Raw genomic sequence first — 16,997 nt, 5'->3', positions numbered from 1 at the left:
GCCTGAACGCTGATTTCTTCGCCTGAACGCTGATTTCTTCGCCTGAACGCTGATTTCTTCGCCTGAACGCTGATTTCTTCGCCTGAACGCTGATTCATCCTGTTGGCTACAGCCAAACAGGATGAATCAGCGGAATCAAAAAGCACCCATCCGATTTTATGGGTGCTTTCAATCAATCTTTCTATTCTTCTAGTAAATAACCACCGGTTCGTTTTGTTCAAGATTATCATAAACGGTTTTCATTACAGACGGAGGCGTGTTCACACAACCGCCTGATCCCTGTGTTAAGTACGCATCCTTTTTCCAATTTCTTCTCCAGCTAGCATCATGGAAGCCGCAGCCGCTCATAGTAAACGGTGCCCAATAGTCAACCTTCACTGAATAGTGGGCATTGCCGGCTTCGCTTCCTTCCAACGTAGATGGAGATTCTTTGTACATCACGTACCAAAGACCTTTTGGTGTATCCTCATTTGTGTCGTGGCGGCCGGTGACGACATCTGTAGAAATGACGAGTTTGCCATTTTTATAGATCCATATCTTTTGTTCGGCAATAGATACTTCTGCGTAACTCGTTCCAATTCCGTTGTTTGTCGTGTTGTGATAGCCAATACCGTACGTACTGTACCCAACACCATACACATTATAAGCTTTCAAAGATTCTTTGCCGGTTTCCAATGCTTTTTTGATGCGTGTTGTTTCTTTGCTGACGTTCAGCGCCCATCCATAGGACTGCCCCTGAATAGAAAGTGTTCTCCCCGAATGCGTCTTAAAATTGAATCTTTTATTTAACGTTGACTGATTTTTATTGATTTCAGCGACTTTGTTTTTTAACTCACTTGAATCGACTGTGATCTTCATATTAGCTGACACGTTTGCTTTTTTAATCAATTCACTCGCTTTAAAGTCATAGCTTTTGTCCTGAACCTTATAGCTCACCTGTCGAGTCATGAGTTTTTTCAACGCGCTTGTTTCATCTTTTACAATTTTACTGTCTGCCTTAATTGGAATGAGTAGCTGAACCGGTAAATAAATTTCACTGTTGTACTCTTGCTTATCATAGACACGCATGAGTTTTTTCACATCATATTGTTTGCCGGCTTCACTTTTAGATACCTTCAGATCACCATTTTCTATGTAGGCATAGGCATCTTTTGGCGCTTTTAATTTTTTATTTAACTGGTTTAGCCGAGCTTCCAGTTGCTTTTTTAATGTGTCTGATCGATAGTCGTCATTCGTCGCTGGCTTGAGCGCATAGTTGCGTGTTTTGAACGATGGCCACCATGTCCGTTGTTTGTTAAATACTTGATTTATAGACTTAAGATCCCGCTGCGAGAATTTCGCCATGGTGTTTTTACCATTGATAATCTGCTCATTTCCAATAAAAACATCGTTTTTTAGAATCTGTGCGGTTAATTTTTTCAATGCCTGTTCAGGCTTCATATGACTTACCTTAATCCCGTTAATCGCTACATTCGCGTTAAAATGGGTCGCCTGATAGTAGCTCATAATTCCAAAAACTAATGCCGCGATAATCACGACACTGCTGCTTATAATAATGACATTACGCTTCTGAATAATCGCTCACCTCAAAAAGTATCGATTTATTAATTAACGTTCCATGTTATGTGTTCGTTTCACAGGATATTCGTTATCTATAAGATATATGAGTGAACGCAATTTAACAAGAATTTATTAATAGAGATAATTCCGACAAATGATCCTAATTTTCAGTTCCTATTGAATTAAAGGTTTTGCGCGACTTATTCCTCACCAATATGGCATAATAGAACAGGTGTTAGTGAAGAAAAGAGAGGCGAATCGATAATGAAGTGCAAAATTAACCGAAATGCAGCAAAAGTAATGAAAACAATGCTTGAAAATGAGGACGCAGAGGGACAAATGCTGCGGGTGATCGTGACTGAAAATCACGGCGATCATGCCCACTACGCGTTGACCTACGGGGTACCGACTGAGCACGATGAAATTGTTACCACAGACAAAGGAATTGATGTTCTTTTGGATAAACGTGAAGCGCTCCTTGACGGGGTTTGGATCCAATTCTTTTATGTCCCTGAACCAGGATTTGAAATCATTAATCCCTCAAAAGGAGATCACAACCATTTCTAAAGAGATGGTTTAATCGAATGACTCTACTGTAAAAAAGCGCATACCATACAAATCCGGTCCATTGTTCACCAACTCATTCCTTATACATGAAAATTCTTCGCCATCTCCCGCAGTACATTTTTTCCCTCAAACAAAATGAGCGCGGTAAGTGACAACACACTTAGAGAAATGCAAATAACAGATGGAATGATAAATCCGACTTGCCCGGTTAAATAGAGGATAAGCGGTACAATTCCGAATAGAATGTCGATGATAAAATAGACGATGTAATCCTCAGCCGGCATTTTTGTGACCTTAGCAATAATCGCAAGTGAAATCATCGCAACACTGCAGCCGATAGGAATTACATAATTCAGCGACCATCCTCGCCAATCGGTAATCCAGTCCCATCCGATGCTTAATAGGGATAGAATAAAGACCTGAGCAGTAATATTATTTGGGATATTGCCTTTTTTTTGCAATGCATAGATTAAGCTGATCCAAAAGCACGCGATTCCCACGACGACAAACAGAGACCAATAACCGCTATCAGGAAGTATAAGGTTGACAGCAACGCATAGGACACCAATCGTTATGGTCGAGAAAATCAGCAGTTTAAAAAACAACTCGTATTGTCTGTAAATTGTGGGAACAAAGGGATAAAGCTCTTCCTCATCAGTCCCTGAAAGTCTGTTTTGGCACAATGGGCAATTTGTGTCTTTTCCACGGATGCTTACTTTACATTTTTCGCAATACTTCATGCTTAGGTCCTCCTTCCTTTACGTCACCGGTTGGGCTCGCTGTGATCTCAACCTCAGCGCCAAGACTCGTTAAGGTTCGGAAAAATCGTCTCTGAATCTCCGAACTGACAAAGGGTGATGAAAAACTGATACTCAGGCGATCTTGAAAGGAGCACATGCATACTTGAAGTTGATTGCTCCCGTAACAAATGTCGAATGATCGAATAAAAGATTCCAACTCCTGCGGCATGGAAACAATGCCAAGGTTTGAAAAGCCAGCCGTCTTCCTGCGTGCTGCATAACGATAGGCCACTTTTAATGCAGGATCTTTAATGATAAGCGGTGTGATACGTGCAAAAATATTATGCTCCACCGCCGAATACGTTTCAATCACCTGAGTAAGTTTCTCTTTGGATAACCCAGCGCGCAAATCATCACTGATCTTCTTCACAACATCCTCAAACGTTCCGTCATGGTGCCAGTAATCGTATCCGATTAACAAGACACTGAAAAAATTTCGTGCTGAAGCGGAAGGAAAATGGCTACGCAGATTAACAGGAATGTCGAGAACAATCGGCCTTTTCTTTGTCCGTTCGTGAACCGTTTCGCTAATGGCGTTCATCAGGCAGGCGGCAAGAAAGACAGTAAGTGTCGTGTGATGGCGGTGTGCCGCATCAAGCAATGGTTGAATTTTGATCAAGCCGGTCATAATTTTTAACCGGTCTTCAGGGTATTTGTGACCGCGCAGACGACAAGCAAACGCGCGTCTTGTTTGTTTCTTTCTTGAAGAACCTCGATAGTATTTACGGAAACTATCGTCACTCATCTGCGTTGCTGAGGCATCAAAATCCAGATTTGGTTCATCAATTTGATGGTGCAGAGACAAATACTTGGTCATCAGCGTCCGAAGAAAGTGCACCGCTCCCGTACCATCCGCAAGTACGTGGTAAACCTCCAGATTGATCCGATTTTTAAAGTAGCTCACATCAAAAAGCAGGTTTTTGCTATTCTTTCGATACAGCGTCGCACAGGGCTGCGTGTTTTCCTCATGAACAACCGGCTTCCTATCCGTACTTTCAAGATAATACCAAAAGAAGCCGCGTTTCAATACGGACTGATAGACATGAAAAATTTGAATGGTCTGATCAAGCGCGCTCTGCAAAATCACCGGATCAATTTTTTCGTACAATTCGCAGGAGATTCGGAATACCTGCGTGTCCGCTTTTTGTGCGGCGGCCGGGAAAATAAGTGCTGCATTGTCCAGACTGCTCCAATTATGATCCGTGTTCATTCACTCCTTAAGAAATATGTTGATCAATTGATAGCACTGCTTTACTTGAGCGGCTTGCAGTGAAAAAGAAAAAAAGCCGTGCAGAGCCTCTTTTATTCGATAAACGGCAACATCATTGCCAAATTTTTTTAACTTCTCTCCATAAGCTTCACCTTCGTCCCGAAGCGGATCCAACTCAGCAGTAATTATTAACGTCTTCGGCTGACCTTCCAGATGATCAGATATCAGCGGTGCGAAATACGGGCTGTTCCGATCTTCCTTATTCTGGACATACAGATCTTGATAATCCTGTATCTTTTTGGATGTCAGTAAATAATCCGTTCCATTTGTTGTAATAGAACGAAACGGAGATGCCTCACTGTGATCATTATAAGTGGACGGATAAAGCAATATTTGCTTCTCCACCCGAAATTCCCCTCGATCAGCCGCCATGAGACTGACCGCCGCAGCTAGCGACGCACCGGCACTGTCACCCATCAGAACGACCTGTTCACGGGATGCTTCAAGCGGCTTGTCGTATAAAAAAAGTTCACGGGCAGCCTGATAGCAATCCTCGACAGCGTAAGGAAAAGGGTACTCAGGCGCGCGGCGGTAATCCACCGAGAGTACCCGCCGACCTGTCCTTTTTGCAATATGGGCACAAATTTTCGTATAGCTGTCTATCGTTCCGCTAACCCATCCGCCTCCATGAAAAAACAGGATCACTTCCTCGGTCTGAGATACTTTGGGGGCAAAAAGTCTAACTGGTAAATCATAGCCATCAATCATTATTTTATGATCCCACATTTTAAACCGTGGTTTAAACGATACATGCAAGAGATTATTAATCATCCGGTCAACCCGGTAATATTTTTTTACATTGATCTCTGCGCGAGAAATCAATCGTAGCATAGCTCGCAGCAATGGATTGATTGCGATCCGAAACAGCACCTTTCAAATGCTCAGATATTGACATTGTATCATCCAGCCCGTTCGTTTGATAGGAGGTCTTCAACTAAGCGCTTTGTTAGACTAGGTAAATTGAGGATGCTAAACTATAAATACTGAAGGAGGAGAAGGATTAATGACAACTATTCCACAGAAAATACTTAATGATGGATTGCTGTTGCCTGCTGTTGGGTTCGGTACATACAAACTGAACGGCGCATCAGGCATTAACACCATTTTAAGCGCGATTGACACAGGCTATCGATTGCTTGATTCAGCTTTCAATTACGAAAATGAAGGCGCACTTGGTGAAGCTGTACGGCGCAGCTCCGTTCCACGTGAAGAATTGATCATTACCTCCAAATTGCCCGGACGTCATCATAACTATAAGGAAGCAATAACGACAATCCAAGAATCCCTTTTTCGAGCAGGTTTGGACTATTACGATCTGTATCTGATCCATTGGCCGAACCCAAGCAAGGATTTGTATGTGGAAGCATGGCAGGCATTAATTGATGCACAGAAATGGGGCTTGATTCGATCAATCGGTGTCTGCAACTTCCTGCCGGAACACTTGGACCGCCTGATTAAAGAAACCGGAGTTACTCCGAGCGTCAATCAAGTAGAACTGCATCCCTACTTTTCACAGGAACAGCAAAGAGCTTACGACAAGGAGCATGGTATTGTTACCGAATCTTGGAGCCCATTGGGACGTGCAAATAAACTGCTTCAAGACTCAACCATTAAGGCGATTGCGGAAGCGCACGAAAAATCCGTACCTCAGATTATCTTGAGATGGCATGTGCAGCTCGGTGCAGTGCCATTACCAAAATCCTCTTCACCATCTAGGCAACTCGAGAATCTTTCTTTATTTGACTTCACACTCAGCGAGGAAGAAATGCAAACCATTGGCAAACTAAGCCATCCGGATGGGCGGACCTTTGATCAAGATCCCGCACGCTATGAAGAATTCTAATGAAAGAAAAAAACGACCGATTGAGCTTCATGCTCGTTCAGTCGTTTTTTATATCAACTGAAAACTTCATCACCGCTCTTAAATCCAAGTCCGGGATGATGATCAAATCGAACCACCCCAACGGATGCCTTCCCCTTTACAGCAGCGGCAACCCTGCCGATACCTTCATTGCCAAATCCGCCGCAAAGTTCAATTGCCTGAACTCCTGTATCCGCGAGCTCAACCGCCGCTTTTACCGCTTCATCATATGTTTTTACGCCGACAACGTTCAGTTTGATAATAGGCGTATCAACCTGTGCTCGCGCTTTGGCAGTGTCAATTTCCGGACCGATAAAGATAAATGCCGCCTTAACTTCCATGATTCGTCCCCATCCTTTCATGCAAGACTCATTTTATAAAGTAAGTATGCCATTTATGTAACCGTTTCCAAAATGACATTATTCTCATACGGAACATTTTGAACAAACGTTTTGTATTTCGTCACACTTTTTTAGTCCTGAAAAAAAGGAATATGTCGAATGATGCAGAATATATTATTCATTGTCCTTTTTCCCGCCACTAGTGAATCTTCACAAGGGAGGTGGTGCACAGCCAAGTTCCGTATCTCTGTCTCAATTTTACCATCCATCGGTCAATCTCCAAGTTTGTTGTTCTTTTTAATTCCCGGCTTTCATTCTCCACGTAACATGTATCAGCACAGAAACGCTTTAAACTAAACCCTTTTCCTTGATTCCGGACACCTGTTAATCACCCCATTACAAAGGAGTTCTTCGAATGCATAAAACGCTACGCAAGTTGATTTTCGCCTCAGAACGCGGATTTACTCTAATCGAAATGATGATCGTTTTGTTCATTATCAGTATCCTGCTTCTCATCGCTGTACCAAACATGACTAAATCGAACACAGTTGTTATGGGCAAAAGCACCGAAGCGACCGTCAAGCTTGTCCAGAGTCAAGTCGCTGCCTATCAGATGGATAACAACGGAGCACTTCCGGAGAGCCTAGAGGATCTTCAACCTGCCTATGTGAACAGCATTAAAACCTCAGATGGAAAAACCTTAAGTTATGACAAAGACACCGGTGAAGTAAGTGCACCGTAAGAGTAAGAGTAACGGCGCAGATGAGCTTGGATTTACCTTGCTTGAGGTCCTAATTACCTTGTCGATTGCGTGTATTATCGCCCCGCTTTCATTTCTCGCCGTATCCCATTTAGCCGATGAAATCACGATCCGGCACTTTGTCGAGGATCTTAATGAGACAGTCCGTGACGCGCAAATGGAGGCGATCACCCAAGCACAGCTCGCGCGCATTGTTTTCAACAATCCCGAGCACTTTTACTATGTGTCCATCAATAATAGGATCGAAAGAACAGAAATCAATAAGCGTATCCTGATCTATGGCGGTCAGGAAAATGTGATCTCTATTAATCAACTGGGACATTTTTCCCGTATCACCACCTTCACCATTTCACTTGATAAAATTCGCTATAAATTTGTCTTGCTTCTTGGACAAGGAAGGTGTTACTTTGAAAAAACTTCGGGATGATCGCGGGATTTTTCTCACCGAGGCAATGGTCGCAATATCGATACTCACTCTGTTAATGCTCGTTGCAATGCCCATACTCATGCAGACCTACCGCGAACGACAGATGTTAAAACAGAAAAATGAAGCACTGAGTTTACTTCGCTATCACCTGTTGTCTTGGAAAACCGAGTCGCCTCTATTATCTGAACCAGCGACACGAACCCCCTTTCAAATTGAATGGATTGAACGAGACGATCATTCGGCTTATCTCAGCGTAGCTTGGGACTATGGAGGACGCGTGCATCAATTATTCGGGGAAGCAAGAAAATGAACGATCAAAACGGCTTTACTCTATTATCCATGATGCTTGCGCTCTCAACACTGCTCGTCATTATCAGCCTCATTGTATCAATTACGCAGTTCATGACTCACCGATTTCAACCACGTCTAGACACGCAAAAAGAGACACAGATTTTTTTCACTCAAACGGCTACAGAAATTCATCTCTCCCACTCTGTCTCCAGTTCAAGTGATCAACGAACATTAACCTTAAAAAAAGGTACAGATTTCGTCAGCTATGCCTTTGAATCGCCTGGCCGAATCGTTCGCAAAGTGAATGGAGACGGTTATGAAATTGTATTGCAGCAGGTTAAAAAGGTAACTTTTCAAACAAACGGTGAATTCGTATCTATTCGCGTGACGGATAAAGCAGATCGCGCTTATTATTGGGATGATTTTCTCTATGTTAAGGATGATGCCGGTGATTCACAACAACACTAATCAAAAAGGATTCATTCTTCCACTTACCATGATTCTGTCCCTCATGCTGCTCGCCTTTGTTTTTCACGCGCTTCTCCTGTTAACTAGTGATCGCCAATTTTTTCGGCAATCCTATTCCCAATTCCAGCTTCAACAATTGCGCGAGTGCACCCTCACTGATCTAAAACGGGAAATGAAGCAAAAAACGCTGCCCAATAAGGGAACGTTCCTCTATCATAAAGGAACAGTTCAATTTATTGTCACAGAAAATGATGATTCGGTAACAATAAAATTCACAATTTTAGGTGGTGAAAGTCAGGAAATTGACCAGATCATCTATTCAAAAGAAAGCGGAAAGCCAGTAAACTGGCTTGAGCGGTTAAATCGTTGATAAAATAACTTAAAGGGAGAACTATTGTCTTCTACATTGCAATGATTGTTGGTGAATACTGCTTGCTTCTGAATCAACCCCGAGTGGATTGGGCAGACTGTTGTTAAAAATGCGAAGGAGATCATCGACATGAAGTCCGATGAATACGTGCGTTTCTTAACGGAACAGTTTGTACGCTACATGGAAACCCCGCGTGAAGAACGACAAAAGGTGCGGCTGCAGCAGAAGGAAAACCGTCCACCGATCCGAAATTTGCTTTTCGGACAAATTCCGGATGCAATTGAAAGCTATACGTCAACTATCCGTGAACGAATTAAAAAGCGTAGAAAATAAACCCGGCTTTTCGTCTGCCGAGTTTATTTTCTATTTATTCAGTTCAGGTTTAGTCATCGTGAATACGCGATAAGTCAGCACATTTTGGTACACTTGCATGGTTTGTAGGTGCTCCAGCCACACTTCAAGCGCTTCCTCATCGATCTGACTCGTTAAATTGTAGGTAGGTAAGATATCCTTAGATTGCTTCAGCAACTTATTTGCATGAAGTGCCTCTACATTGATGAATCCGGCGCTTTTCCAAATAGTCAGCCACTCGGTTTCAGTATGAACATCATCTACACCATACACGGATTCAATGGCACGTTTATTTTCTTCATCAAGAGGTTTCTCAATCGTCATCTCAACGGCTGCGAGTGATCCGCCTGGCCGTAAAACCCTAAAATACTCGGGAACCGAATAAGAAACATCTGTAAATGCGGTTACGGATTCCGAGATCAGGTAATCAAAACGGTTCGTTTGAAAGGGCAACTGTTCAGCAGATGCCTGAATAATCTTAGGTGATAGCCGACTCTCTTTAGCACGTGCCTTCGCTCGTTCAACCATCACCGGGTGCAAATCAATGCCCGTTACATCAGCCTGAACTTTTTCAGAAAGGAAGACCGCGGTTGCCCCTGTGCCGCACCCTACGTCCAAAATATCACTTTTCTGTCGCATTGAAAGCCGGTCAACAATTGCCTCTGTGAGACCATGTCCCCCAGGATGTGCGTTATCTACCGCCAATTTAGCCAGAAAGTCAATATAACGATGTTTCTTCACTCCCCGCACGTCCCTTCGCTGTTCATCACTGTATCTTATGACAAACGACCAGTTACGTGCGCCGTGAATTTTTTCTATATCAAGAATGGATTAGTATCAGCCTCTTCACCAATCGTTGTTTGCAGGCCATGACCGGGACAGACAATCGTATCACCTGGAAGCGTCAACAATTGGTCATGAATGCTCGTCAGTAATTGATCCTGATCGCCGCCATACTGGTCGGTTCGTCCAATGCTGCCATGAAAGAGCGCATCTCCGCAAAAGACCGTACGTTCATCTTCAAAATAGAATGAAACGCCGCCAGGCGAATGTCCGGGTGTGTGCAAAACTAAACATGAAAAAGGTCCAAGCAGCAATTTATCATGATCCGAAAGCATATGTTCCGCTTTTCGAGCAACAACAGGCCGGATCATTGAGAAATGAGCTGACCCGTTTTTCATCGGATTCTGTAACCAATCCGATTCTTCCGAATGCAGATAGACAGGAATAGTCCATTGATCACGCGCTTTATCTAGGGCGCCAATATGATCAAAGTGGGCATGCGTCAGCAGGATAGCAACGGGATTAAATTTTTCACGATCAATGATCGCTTTAATTTTTTCAAAAGCTGCACCAGGATCAATAATCAGGCATTCATCGGTTGTTTGATCATGCAACAGGTAACAATTCGCTTGAATAGGGCCAACAGGACACGTGATCCATTCCATTCAATCCGCTCCTCTGTCCATTTAGTTCACAGCAAGTTTACTAGTTTTCAGCTAATCGTAGTCTGATTGACTTTCTGCATGCAGAGCCACGCCGCGCCAATCACACCGGCATCATTGCCTAATTTGGCAATGTCAATCGTACATGCCTCAAACACTCTTGGCAAAGAAAATTGTTTAAAATACTTAGTCAGCGGGTCAATTAGCGTATCACCTGCATGAGACACGCCGCCGCCAATAACGATTTTTTCAGGATTAATGGTTACGGCCAGCGCGCCGAGTGCAAAGCCAAGGTAATAAGCGGCCTTCTCGGCCACCGTGGACGATAACGGATCTTTTTTCGCCGCACAATTAAAGACATCCTCAGCAGTGATGTCTCCTTTACTTTCAAAGAGATCGCGTAGAATACTCACCGAATCATTATAATCGAGAGCGTCTAAAGCCATTCGTCGAATTCCGGTCGCTGAAGATACAGTCTCAAGGCAACCCGTCTTTCCGCAATTACAGGCAGCTCCGTCATTAGGTATGACCGTAATATGACCAATTTCTCCTGCCATGCCGCTGACACCATGCAGGATCTCACCGTCGCAGATGATACCTCCGCCCACGCCGGTTCCAAGTGTTACACAAATTAAATTCTTTGCGCCAAGACCGGCACCAAGCCACATTTCGCCGAGTGCTGCCACATTTGCGTCATTATCAAGAACAACAGGCAGTCCAATCAATGATTCCAGTTCATCCTTAAACGGGTAATCTTTCCAACCAATATTAACCGCCTGATAGATAAAACCGGTATCCATATTAATAAATCCCGGAGCTCCTACTCCGATCCCTCTTACTGTCGATCGTTCCAGATTAAACTGCTGCATTTTTTTTAATATGCTGGAACTGATTTCAGATGCAATATGCTTACCGTTATCAATCGTATTCGTGACAATTGCCCACTTATCGATCATTTTTCCTTCATCATCAATAAGTGCCATTTTAATTGTCGTTCCGCCTAGATCTACACCAATATTAATCATTAAATTCCACCGCCTATCAGAGTAAGTTCATCACTTCATTTTCGCTCAATTATCGCTGTTTGAAAATAGCAACTTGTTAACGTTTATAGAAATAACGACGAATTAAATTTTGTGGGGGACCAGAAAAGCTTGCCGTCATGATTTGTCAGCCACAAGAATAGGATAGAGTATCGAGTCTTGTCCGGAGGTTGTCCGTTTATGCGCAAAAAAAAAGTCCAAGTTCTCACCTTACTCATTGCGGCAGTCACTATTTTCACCCTGTTTATCTTTCCATGCCTATTGATGGATCGTCCAACCATCACTTATTTTCCTGAAAACCCGCGCATCCGCTTTGTTAAGGCTGAAACAAACCTGAACATCCGGCCCGAAGACAAGATTATGCGCTTACACGTCTCATCTGAGACAAATGAAGCGAATGATCTGATGCAGAATTTTTCTTTATTGTACCGTAATAATCGTCTGGTTTCCATCCTTAATCGCTGGCAAAAAAACACGCGCCAACTGTCCTCGATAAAAGAACTGGAACTGTCATCCGGTTTTTTTACTGCCTTGTCCGTTCATCAGGCTGAACGCCATATTGATCAATCCATTTACGGAAAAGAGCAGCTCTCACAAGATTTTCTCATGGTTGTTCCATCGAACGGTTCCTTTCGCGCATTTCGCGAACCAAAATCGACAGTTGAGGCAAATCTATTGAGCAGTTACACACGCGAATTGGATACTGGCAGACAAGAATTGTTACGCAAAGCCGCCAAACGCTATGGATTTCGACTGTCTGATTATCGCGTCGTCCCTCTAGACGCGCTGACCGGTGAATCGGTCTCCCGAATTTTCCCTTTTGGAGAAAAAAAGTCAGAACGAATCACCGGTCAATTATGGGAAGGGATTTATAAAAATTATGTACGCGGCATTCAGCTGACTCAAGGTCAACGTGTACAGGCACTTGGCAGTACAATGCCGCTCCTGCTCATTGCCCAGGATCACATGCTGATTATTATTGAAACGGAATCGCACCAAATCGTTCTGCTCAGGCAAAATTTTTCATAGTGCTTAGGGTGATTGATCAGGTGGATGATTTTCCTTCAGCCTTCGAAACATGATCAAGTGTCCCAGAATCAAAGTAACAAGTTCAAGGAGTACACGTCGTCGTTTCATCAGAAAGCATGTTGTCAGCAACAGTAGTATCGTCTCGATAATCGCATTCCTTTTCGCCACAGTAAGTCCCCCACTCTCAGTTATCACTGCTTAGTGTGGCTTAGTGGCTCTGCTTTCATTCTGCATCTTCACTTGCTTTAAAACACCGTTGCTCTGTGACCAGCCAATCCACGTGCTGATCATGCGCTTCAACCGGTATCTCATGGATCAGTTGATTTTCAAGCAGCAGTGAAATGGTTGTTCCTTTGTAATAAGTCAAGAAGCGGTCATAATAACCGCCACCATATCCAATCCGGAAACCCCGCTCATCAAAAACGACTCCGGGAACAATGAGCAGATCAAGCATGTCCGGTTTGACCTCTTGAGTCTTTAAAATATTCGGTTCCATTAATTCGTAAAATCCGGATTCAAGCTGGCTAAAGCTCTCCAATTCATAAAAAGAAAGGCTATGATTTTGCGGGTTGCATTTTGGTACGGCGACATGTTTCTGCTCTGTCCAAGCTTTGGTTATAATTGCCATTGTTTCCACTTCCCGCCCAACCGACAAGGTAACCCCAATCGTAAGCGCCTCACGCCATAACGCGGTCGCAAATAATTGATTTCTAATTTTCTTGCATTTTTCTGTAAACACATAATCATCTGTTTTTTCCATTTCATGGAGTATTTGGTTGCGTAATTTTCTTTTTTCTAAGCTCATTCTATCCTCCATACTTGAAATGATGATGAATTTACTAATTATGGTGCCATATAAAAAGCCGCAAAAAACCCAATAGAGGTCTTTCGCGGCTCTTTATTCAGGTCAACTTACTTTGTTTCGCGATAAGTCACATATTTTCTCAGTTTCGGGCTGTATTTTCTCAGCTCAAGACGTTCTGGGTTCTTTTGTTTGTTCTTAGACGTGATGTAATCGCGATCACCGGTTTCAGTATTTTCCAAAATAACCTTAACTCGCATATCTATCCCTCCATTACCTTATAATCAGCGTGTTCGAAAACATACACTTTATCTTAACAAAAAAAGTTGAATGCTTCAACCTTTATTCAATTTAACTTTTTATTCACGTATAGCCGCTCTTCTTATTTTCCCCCAATTTTTGCTATTTATTTTACATTCTTCTTTCTTTTTCGCCATAATTCTTCCGTAACCATAGGAGATATGTTATAAATAATTATGGTGATTGTCATGTGATCGTTACATCGCATGAACCTCAGACAATGGTGAGGGGGGTAATGAATTGGGGTTTGTCATCTTGATACTCATAATTGTTGGGTTGACCACGCTTGCTGTCTCTTACTATAAGCAGGACAGCATTAAGCAAGTAGAAGGTCAGCTTGAGGAAAATTCCATAACAATGATGCAAGAATTGTACAAGGTTAAGAAAAAAATCCGTGTGCTCGAAGAAGAAATTATGCTCGAGGACCAAGATCATACTAAAGGGTGAACGCAGTGACAAAAAATGAACTACGCGGGTTCGCCACAGGTATTTTGCTGACATGTGCCGTTTTCGCTTTCTTTTATTATTTGGTTTTTAATCAAGGAGAGCAGAAACCTGCTAAGAATGTAGTCAAGCAAACGCCTTTGACAGAAGCGACCGTTACTCAATATCTTGCCGGCCATCACCGTAAAGCGATTGATCTGGACGCCTATAACCAATGGCAGAATGACACAAAGAAAGCAACGGAACAAGCCGGTAAAGAAAAGACAACAACGGACAACGACAGCAAGAAGAAAGAAAAAACTCCGGAAAAATCAACGAAGAAAACAACGTACAAGCTGCATATTAAGAGCGGCATGACTCCTGGAGATATTTCGAGCGAACTTGTGAGCGCTAAGATTCTTAAATCGAGCCAAAAGCACAGCTTCGATTCATATCTTCAAAAAAACAAGCTGGAGAAATACGTTCAGCTCGGTACCTTTAGCGTTTCGAGCGATATGTCCATTCCAAAGCTCGCTCAAGTCATTACGAAAAACCACAGTAACTAATTGAAGAAACAGCAAAAGGCAGGTTGATCATTCACTGATTCAACCTGCTTTTTTGCGTTGATTTGTGAAAATGAGGGATCAGTTACATAAAGGGAGATAACTCTGATGTTCAGCTCAGAATTATCCCCCATTTTATTCATGCAACGATTATTTACTCGTATAATGATAAAACTTGTCATACTCCTTATACATCTCAAGAGCAATTTGCTGATTTTGGTGTCCCGCTCTTACTTTAGGAACAACAACAGAAATAGCAACTTGTGGATCGTCATAAGGTGCATAGGAAACGAGCGTTTCATTGTAAAGACTTAAATCCTTCTCATCGATCTGCGCAGTACCTGTTTTAGCAGCTACTTTATATTTTTGGCCCTGCTCCCTAAATACACTTCCCGTCCCTCTTGCGCCATGTGTCACAAGGTACAATCCATGCTGCACTCGTGCAAGATCATGCTTGCTATTACCAATGGTGCCCAATACTTTCGGTTCAAATTGATAAACCGTATTTCCTAGATTCTCTCCGTCACTTTCCGGTTCGTGAACAGATTCAAGTAAATGCGGCTGCATTCTGTATCCACCGTTAGCGATCGTCGAAATGTATTGAGCCATTTCCAGCGGAGTATACGTGTCAAACTGACCGATTGCATACTGGTGAATGACCCCGGGAGTATCAGGCATACCACCGTTATATCCCGTTCCTTCTGTCGGAAGATCAATCCCAGTCTTGACACCAAGTCCGAATTGGCTGTATCCGTTTCGCAAATCATTAATCGCCTTAATAAATTTAGGATTCGTTACATAAGGAGTTCTAGCGATGTACTCCCCCCCAGACGGGATCAAAGAAATTCCTGCCATGTTAGAAACGATCTTCGCCATAAAAACATTAGATGAAAATTGCAATGCCGTTTCAGGTGTTAATGTACCTAAACCGCTGACTTCCCATGATTTGAAATATTTTTTTGTTCCTCGATAGTTGATTGGCATATCATGAAATTGAGAAGGCACCGCATTATGCTGAAACCCGATCAATTCCGTCGCACCCTTAACCGCAGATCCCATTTCAAATTGTGAGGTAATCGAGTCACTGGATACATCCGTGAACTTGCCATTTTCATATTTCTTTCCACCAATTGCCAGAATGGCTCCTGTCTTCGGATTCATCATCACTGCGTATGCGCTGTTATTTTGTCCATTTCCCTCTGAACGCGCGGACAATATATTCTGTTCCAATACTTGGTCGAGCTTCTTTTGCAGCCTGATATCAACAGTAAGCTGCAAGTCGTCTCCGCGTGTTCCATCCTTTACTGTTGGATTTCCAACGGGAAGTCCTTTTTCCGTATCATAAGTAAGAGTCATTGGAACCCCGCGTAAATAGGATTCATATTGATCCTCTAGATAACTGATTCCAACATCAGTATTGCGGCTATAACCCTGAGCCAGATACCCCGTAATTTTGTCTTCAGGAATAGGCCCCATTTTCCCAACGTAGAATGGTTTATTTTTAATGTATGTTCGTGAAGAAACATCTGCGGTTTGAATAGCCCCGTTAAAATCGCTTAGATGATCAACGACGTTAATGTATTCCTTGTCGCTGACCTTCAATCCTCTCTTAATAATATAAGGGCTCAAATTGGACGCTTGATTAAACGCATGCTGGATCGCCATGATCTGCACATCTTTTTTTGAATAACCCTTTAGTTCTGATTTTGGTACTCGAGATAAAAGCAGCTTGTAGGCCTTGCTCTGCTTCTTTGCATATTTTTTCTGTTCAGCCGGGCTTAGGTATTTATCATATGCACTACTCAATTTCTTAAATTTTGTCAGAATGTAGTATTCGCGTTTATCATGATCAGAGACCTTTTTAATCACATCAGCATCAACAGTTAAAAAGTTGGCTAATTTCCGGGCGTACCCCAGGCTCTCTTGTGCACTGATTCCAGCATTTCGAATAAAGACAATAGCGAGCTCGGCTTTATTATCCGCGAGCGTGACATGGTTCGTATCGACAATTCGCCCACGTGCCGACTCAATACGCGCTGACTGCGTTTTGCTTGCATTCGCAAGTCCTTTATAATAATCGCCTTTGACAATTTGGACATAGCCAAGCCGTAAAATCAGCCCGGCGAACGCTAAAAACACAACAAGAAAAAGTATATTCAGCCTTAGCGGCAGATTGTTCTTTTTTCTTTTGTTCTTTGCTGTTTCCTGGACCACTTTTTCCCCTCCTAAGCGCAGTTCATCAATTAATTCTATCTATTTATTCGTGCTTCTCCCGCAGTTTAAGAACAATCAACAATAATCTATTGGTAAGAAATTTCTCAGCATT

23 protein-coding genes are annotated in these 16,997 nt (G+C 42.7%); 11 read left to right on the top strand and 12 right to left on the bottom strand.

Annotation, left to right across the window (positions count from 1 at the left end; translation table 11 throughout):
- Positions 1-189: 189 nt before the first annotated feature.
- On the bottom strand, positions 190-1,440 hold the full coding sequence (locus tag BM003_RS03550) for a L,D-transpeptidase family protein (RefSeq protein ID WP_093670191.1): 1,251 nt from the start codon (positions 1,438-1,440) through the stop codon (positions 190-192).
- Between the two features lie 384 nt (positions 1,441-1,824).
- Between BM003_RS03550 and BM003_RS03545 the strand changes: the two genes are divergently transcribed.
- Positions 1,825-2,127 carry a heme biosynthesis protein HemY gene (locus BM003_RS03545; protein ID WP_093670159.1) on the top strand — a complete coding sequence of 101 codons (303 nt, stop codon included), beginning with the start codon at positions 1,825-1,827 and terminating at the stop codon, positions 2,125-2,127.
- Between the two features lie 80 nt (positions 2,128-2,207).
- Here the strand turns inward: BM003_RS03545 and BM003_RS03540 are convergent, their stop codons facing one another.
- From BM003_RS03540 to BM003_RS03530, 3 genes are read right to left on the bottom strand one after another with little or no spacing between them, the layout of a single operon-like run.
- Positions 2,208-2,867, bottom strand: coding sequence for a DUF6320 domain-containing protein (locus BM003_RS03540; RefSeq protein ID WP_093670157.1), 660 nt, complete (start codon positions 2,865-2,867; stop codon positions 2,208-2,210).
- Positions 2,845-4,137 carry a condensation domain-containing protein gene (locus BM003_RS03535; protein ID WP_093670155.1) on the bottom strand — a complete coding sequence of 431 codons (1,293 nt, stop codon included), beginning with the start codon at positions 4,135-4,137 and terminating at the stop codon, positions 2,845-2,847. Before BM003_RS03535 ends, BM003_RS03540 begins: the two co-directional genes overlap by 23 nt.
- Positions 4,138-5,067 carry an alpha/beta hydrolase gene (locus BM003_RS03530; protein WP_218143202.1) on the bottom strand — a complete coding sequence of 310 codons (930 nt, stop codon included), beginning with the start codon at positions 5,065-5,067 and terminating at the stop codon, positions 4,138-4,140.
- 133 nt (positions 5,068-5,200) lie between these two features.
- Here BM003_RS03530 and BM003_RS03525 point away from each other — a divergent pair, with 133 nt between their 5' ends.
- The gene (locus BM003_RS03525) at positions 5,201-6,040 is read left to right on the top strand and encodes an aldo/keto reductase (RefSeq protein WP_093670153.1); all 840 of its coding nucleotides are present in this window, start codon (positions 5,201-5,203) and stop codon (positions 6,038-6,040) included.
- A gap of 53 nt (positions 6,041-6,093) precedes the next feature.
- Here BM003_RS03525 and BM003_RS03520 read toward each other — a convergent pair whose 3' ends face one another.
- Positions 6,094-6,399: a DUF6506 family protein gene (locus tag BM003_RS03520; protein ID WP_093670151.1), complete on the bottom strand. Its 306-nt coding sequence runs from the start codon at positions 6,397-6,399 to the stop codon at positions 6,094-6,096.
- A 415-nt stretch (positions 6,400-6,814) separates the two neighbouring features.
- Here BM003_RS03520 and comGC point away from each other — a divergent pair, with 415 nt between their 5' ends.
- The 6 genes from comGC to BM003_RS03490 all read left to right on the top strand — a co-directional run bounded on the left by comGC (position 6,815) and on the right by BM003_RS03490 (position 9,048).
- Positions 6,815-7,141 (top strand): competence type IV pilus major pilin ComGC, encoded by a 327-nt coding sequence (gene comGC / locus BM003_RS03515; RefSeq protein WP_093670149.1) that lies wholly within the window; start codon positions 6,815-6,817, stop codon positions 7,139-7,141.
- A complete protein-coding gene (gene comGD, locus BM003_RS03510) occupies positions 7,131-7,586 on the top strand; it encodes a competence type IV pilus minor pilin ComGD (RefSeq protein WP_093670147.1) in 456 nt (151 codons plus the stop codon). The genes comGC and comGD overlap by 11 nt, the downstream gene beginning before the upstream one ends.
- Complete coding sequence (locus BM003_RS03505) at positions 7,567-7,896, top strand: type II secretion system protein (protein WP_093670145.1); 330 nt, start codon at positions 7,567-7,569, stop codon at positions 7,894-7,896. The genes comGD and BM003_RS03505 overlap by 20 nt, the downstream gene beginning before the upstream one ends.
- Positions 7,893-8,345: a competence type IV pilus minor pilin ComGF gene (comGF, locus tag BM003_RS03500; protein ID WP_093670143.1), complete on the top strand. Its 453-nt coding sequence runs from the start codon at positions 7,893-7,895 to the stop codon at positions 8,343-8,345. The genes BM003_RS03505 and comGF overlap by 4 nt, the downstream gene beginning before the upstream one ends.
- Positions 8,308-8,715: a competence type IV pilus minor pilin ComGG gene (gene comGG / locus BM003_RS03495; RefSeq protein ID WP_177184616.1), complete on the top strand. Its 408-nt coding sequence runs from the start codon at positions 8,308-8,310 to the stop codon at positions 8,713-8,715. Before comGF ends, comGG begins: the two co-directional genes overlap by 38 nt.
- A 129-nt stretch (positions 8,716-8,844) precedes the next feature.
- Positions 8,845-9,048: a YqzE family protein gene (locus tag BM003_RS03490; protein WP_093670139.1), complete on the top strand. Its 204-nt coding sequence runs from the start codon at positions 8,845-8,847 to the stop codon at positions 9,046-9,048.
- Positions 9,049-9,078: 30 nt separating this feature from the next.
- Here BM003_RS03490 and BM003_RS03485 read toward each other — a convergent pair whose 3' ends face one another.
- From BM003_RS03485 to BM003_RS03475, 3 genes are all read right to left on the bottom strand, one after another.
- Positions 9,079-9,807, bottom strand: coding sequence for a class I SAM-dependent methyltransferase (locus tag BM003_RS03485; protein ID WP_093670137.1), 729 nt, complete (start codon positions 9,805-9,807; stop codon positions 9,079-9,081).
- 74 nt (positions 9,808-9,881) lie between these two features.
- On the bottom strand, positions 9,882-10,514 hold the full coding sequence (locus BM003_RS03480) for an MBL fold metallo-hydrolase (protein ID WP_093670135.1): 633 nt from the start codon (positions 10,512-10,514) through the stop codon (positions 9,882-9,884).
- Positions 10,515-10,561: 47 nt separating this feature from the next.
- Entirely contained in the window at positions 10,562-11,536 is a 975-nt protein-coding gene (locus BM003_RS03475) for an ROK family glucokinase (protein ID WP_093670133.1), read from the bottom strand.
- A gap of 198 nt (positions 11,537-11,734) precedes the next feature.
- Here BM003_RS03475 and BM003_RS03470 point away from each other — a divergent pair, with 198 nt between their 5' ends.
- Positions 11,735-12,583 carry a hypothetical protein gene (locus BM003_RS03470; protein WP_093670131.1) on the top strand — a complete coding sequence of 283 codons (849 nt, stop codon included), beginning with the start codon at positions 11,735-11,737 and terminating at the stop codon, positions 12,581-12,583.
- Positions 12,584-12,586: 3 nt separating this feature from the next.
- Here the strand turns inward: BM003_RS03470 and BM003_RS17535 are convergent, their stop codons facing one another.
- The 3 genes from BM003_RS17535 to rpmG all read right to left on the bottom strand — a co-directional run bounded on the left by BM003_RS17535 (position 12,587) and on the right by rpmG (position 13,645).
- The gene (locus tag BM003_RS17535) at positions 12,587-12,751 is read right to left on the bottom strand and encodes a hypothetical protein (RefSeq protein WP_177184615.1); all 165 of its coding nucleotides are present in this window, start codon (positions 12,749-12,751) and stop codon (positions 12,587-12,589) included.
- 55 nt (positions 12,752-12,806) lie between these two features.
- Positions 12,807-13,388, bottom strand: a complete 582-nt coding sequence (locus BM003_RS03465; protein WP_245734020.1) for a 5-formyltetrahydrofolate cyclo-ligase — start codon at positions 13,386-13,388, stop codon at positions 12,807-12,809.
- A 107-nt stretch (positions 13,389-13,495) separates the two neighbouring features.
- Positions 13,496-13,645: a 50S ribosomal protein L33 gene (gene rpmG / locus BM003_RS03460; protein WP_093670127.1), complete on the bottom strand. Its 150-nt coding sequence runs from the start codon at positions 13,643-13,645 to the stop codon at positions 13,496-13,498.
- A 280-nt stretch (positions 13,646-13,925) separates the two neighbouring features.
- Here rpmG and BM003_RS03455 point away from each other — a divergent pair, with 280 nt between their 5' ends.
- Both BM003_RS03455 and BM003_RS03450 read left to right on the top strand, forming a co-directional pair.
- Positions 13,926-14,132, top strand: coding sequence for a hypothetical protein (locus tag BM003_RS03455; RefSeq protein WP_093670125.1), 207 nt, complete (start codon positions 13,926-13,928; stop codon positions 14,130-14,132).
- 5 nt (positions 14,133-14,137) lie between these two features.
- Complete coding sequence (locus BM003_RS03450) at positions 14,138-14,674, top strand: hypothetical protein (protein ID WP_093670187.1); 537 nt, start codon at positions 14,138-14,140, stop codon at positions 14,672-14,674.
- A gap of 147 nt (positions 14,675-14,821) precedes the next feature.
- Here the strand turns inward: BM003_RS03450 and BM003_RS03445 are convergent, their stop codons facing one another.
- A complete protein-coding gene (locus BM003_RS03445) occupies positions 14,822-16,885 on the bottom strand; it encodes a peptidoglycan D,D-transpeptidase FtsI family protein (RefSeq protein ID WP_093670123.1) in 2,064 nt (687 codons plus the stop codon).
- Between the last annotated feature and the right edge of the window lie 112 nt (positions 16,886-16,997).

It is taken from the genome of Sporolactobacillus nakayamae, assembly GCF_900113325.1.
Taxonomy (GTDB): Bacteria; Bacillota; Bacilli; order Bacillales; family Sporolactobacillaceae; genus Sporolactobacillus; species Sporolactobacillus nakayamae.
The sequence above is the reverse complement of the archived record's forward strand: the minus strand, read 5'-3'. Positions and strand labels throughout refer to the sequence as shown.

Coding starts and splice junctions, on each gene's coding strand:
- BM003_RS03550 (WP_093670191.1), bottom strand. CDS start 1,440: ATGAAGCCTGAACAGGCATTGAAAAAATTAACCGCACAGATTCTAAAA.
- BM003_RS03545 (WP_093670159.1), top strand. CDS start 1,825: ATGAAGTGCAAAATTAACCGAAATGCAGCAAAAGTAATGAAAACAATG.
- BM003_RS03540 (WP_093670157.1), bottom strand. CDS start 2,867: ATGAAGTATTGCGAAAAATGTAAAGTAAGCATCCGTGGAAAAGACACA.
- BM003_RS03535 (WP_093670155.1), bottom strand. CDS start 4,137: ATGAACACGGATCATAATTGGAGCAGTCTGGACAATGCAGCACTTATT.
- BM003_RS03525 (WP_093670153.1), top strand. CDS start 5,201: ATGACAACTATTCCACAGAAAATACTTAATGATGGATTGCTGTTGCCT.
- BM003_RS03520 (WP_093670151.1), bottom strand. CDS start 6,399: ATGGAAGTTAAGGCGGCATTTATCTTTATCGGTCCGGAAATTGACACT.
- comGC (WP_093670149.1), top strand. CDS start 6,815: ATGCATAAAACGCTACGCAAGTTGATTTTCGCCTCAGAACGCGGATTT.
- comGF (WP_093670143.1), top strand. CDS start 7,893: ATGAACGATCAAAACGGCTTTACTCTATTATCCATGATGCTTGCGCTC.
- comGG (WP_177184616.1), top strand. CDS start 8,308: ATGTTAAGGATGATGCCGGTGATTCACAACAACACTAATCAAAAAGGA.
- BM003_RS03490 (WP_093670139.1), top strand. CDS start 8,845: ATGAAGTCCGATGAATACGTGCGTTTCTTAACGGAACAGTTTGTACGC.
- BM003_RS03480 (WP_093670135.1), bottom strand. CDS start 10,514: ATGGAATGGATCACGTGTCCTGTTGGCCCTATTCAAGCGAATTGTTAC.
- BM003_RS03475 (WP_093670133.1), bottom strand. CDS start 11,536: ATGATTAATATTGGTGTAGATCTAGGCGGAACGACAATTAAAATGGCA.
- BM003_RS03470 (WP_093670131.1), top strand. CDS start 11,735: ATGCGCAAAAAAAAAGTCCAAGTTCTCACCTTACTCATTGCGGCAGTC.
- BM003_RS03465 (WP_245734020.1), bottom strand. CDS start 13,388: ATGAGCTTAGAAAAAAGAAAATTACGCAACCAAATACTCCATGAAATG.
- rpmG (WP_093670127.1), bottom strand. CDS start 13,645: ATGCGAGTTAAGGTTATTTTGGAAAATACTGAAACCGGTGATCGCGAT.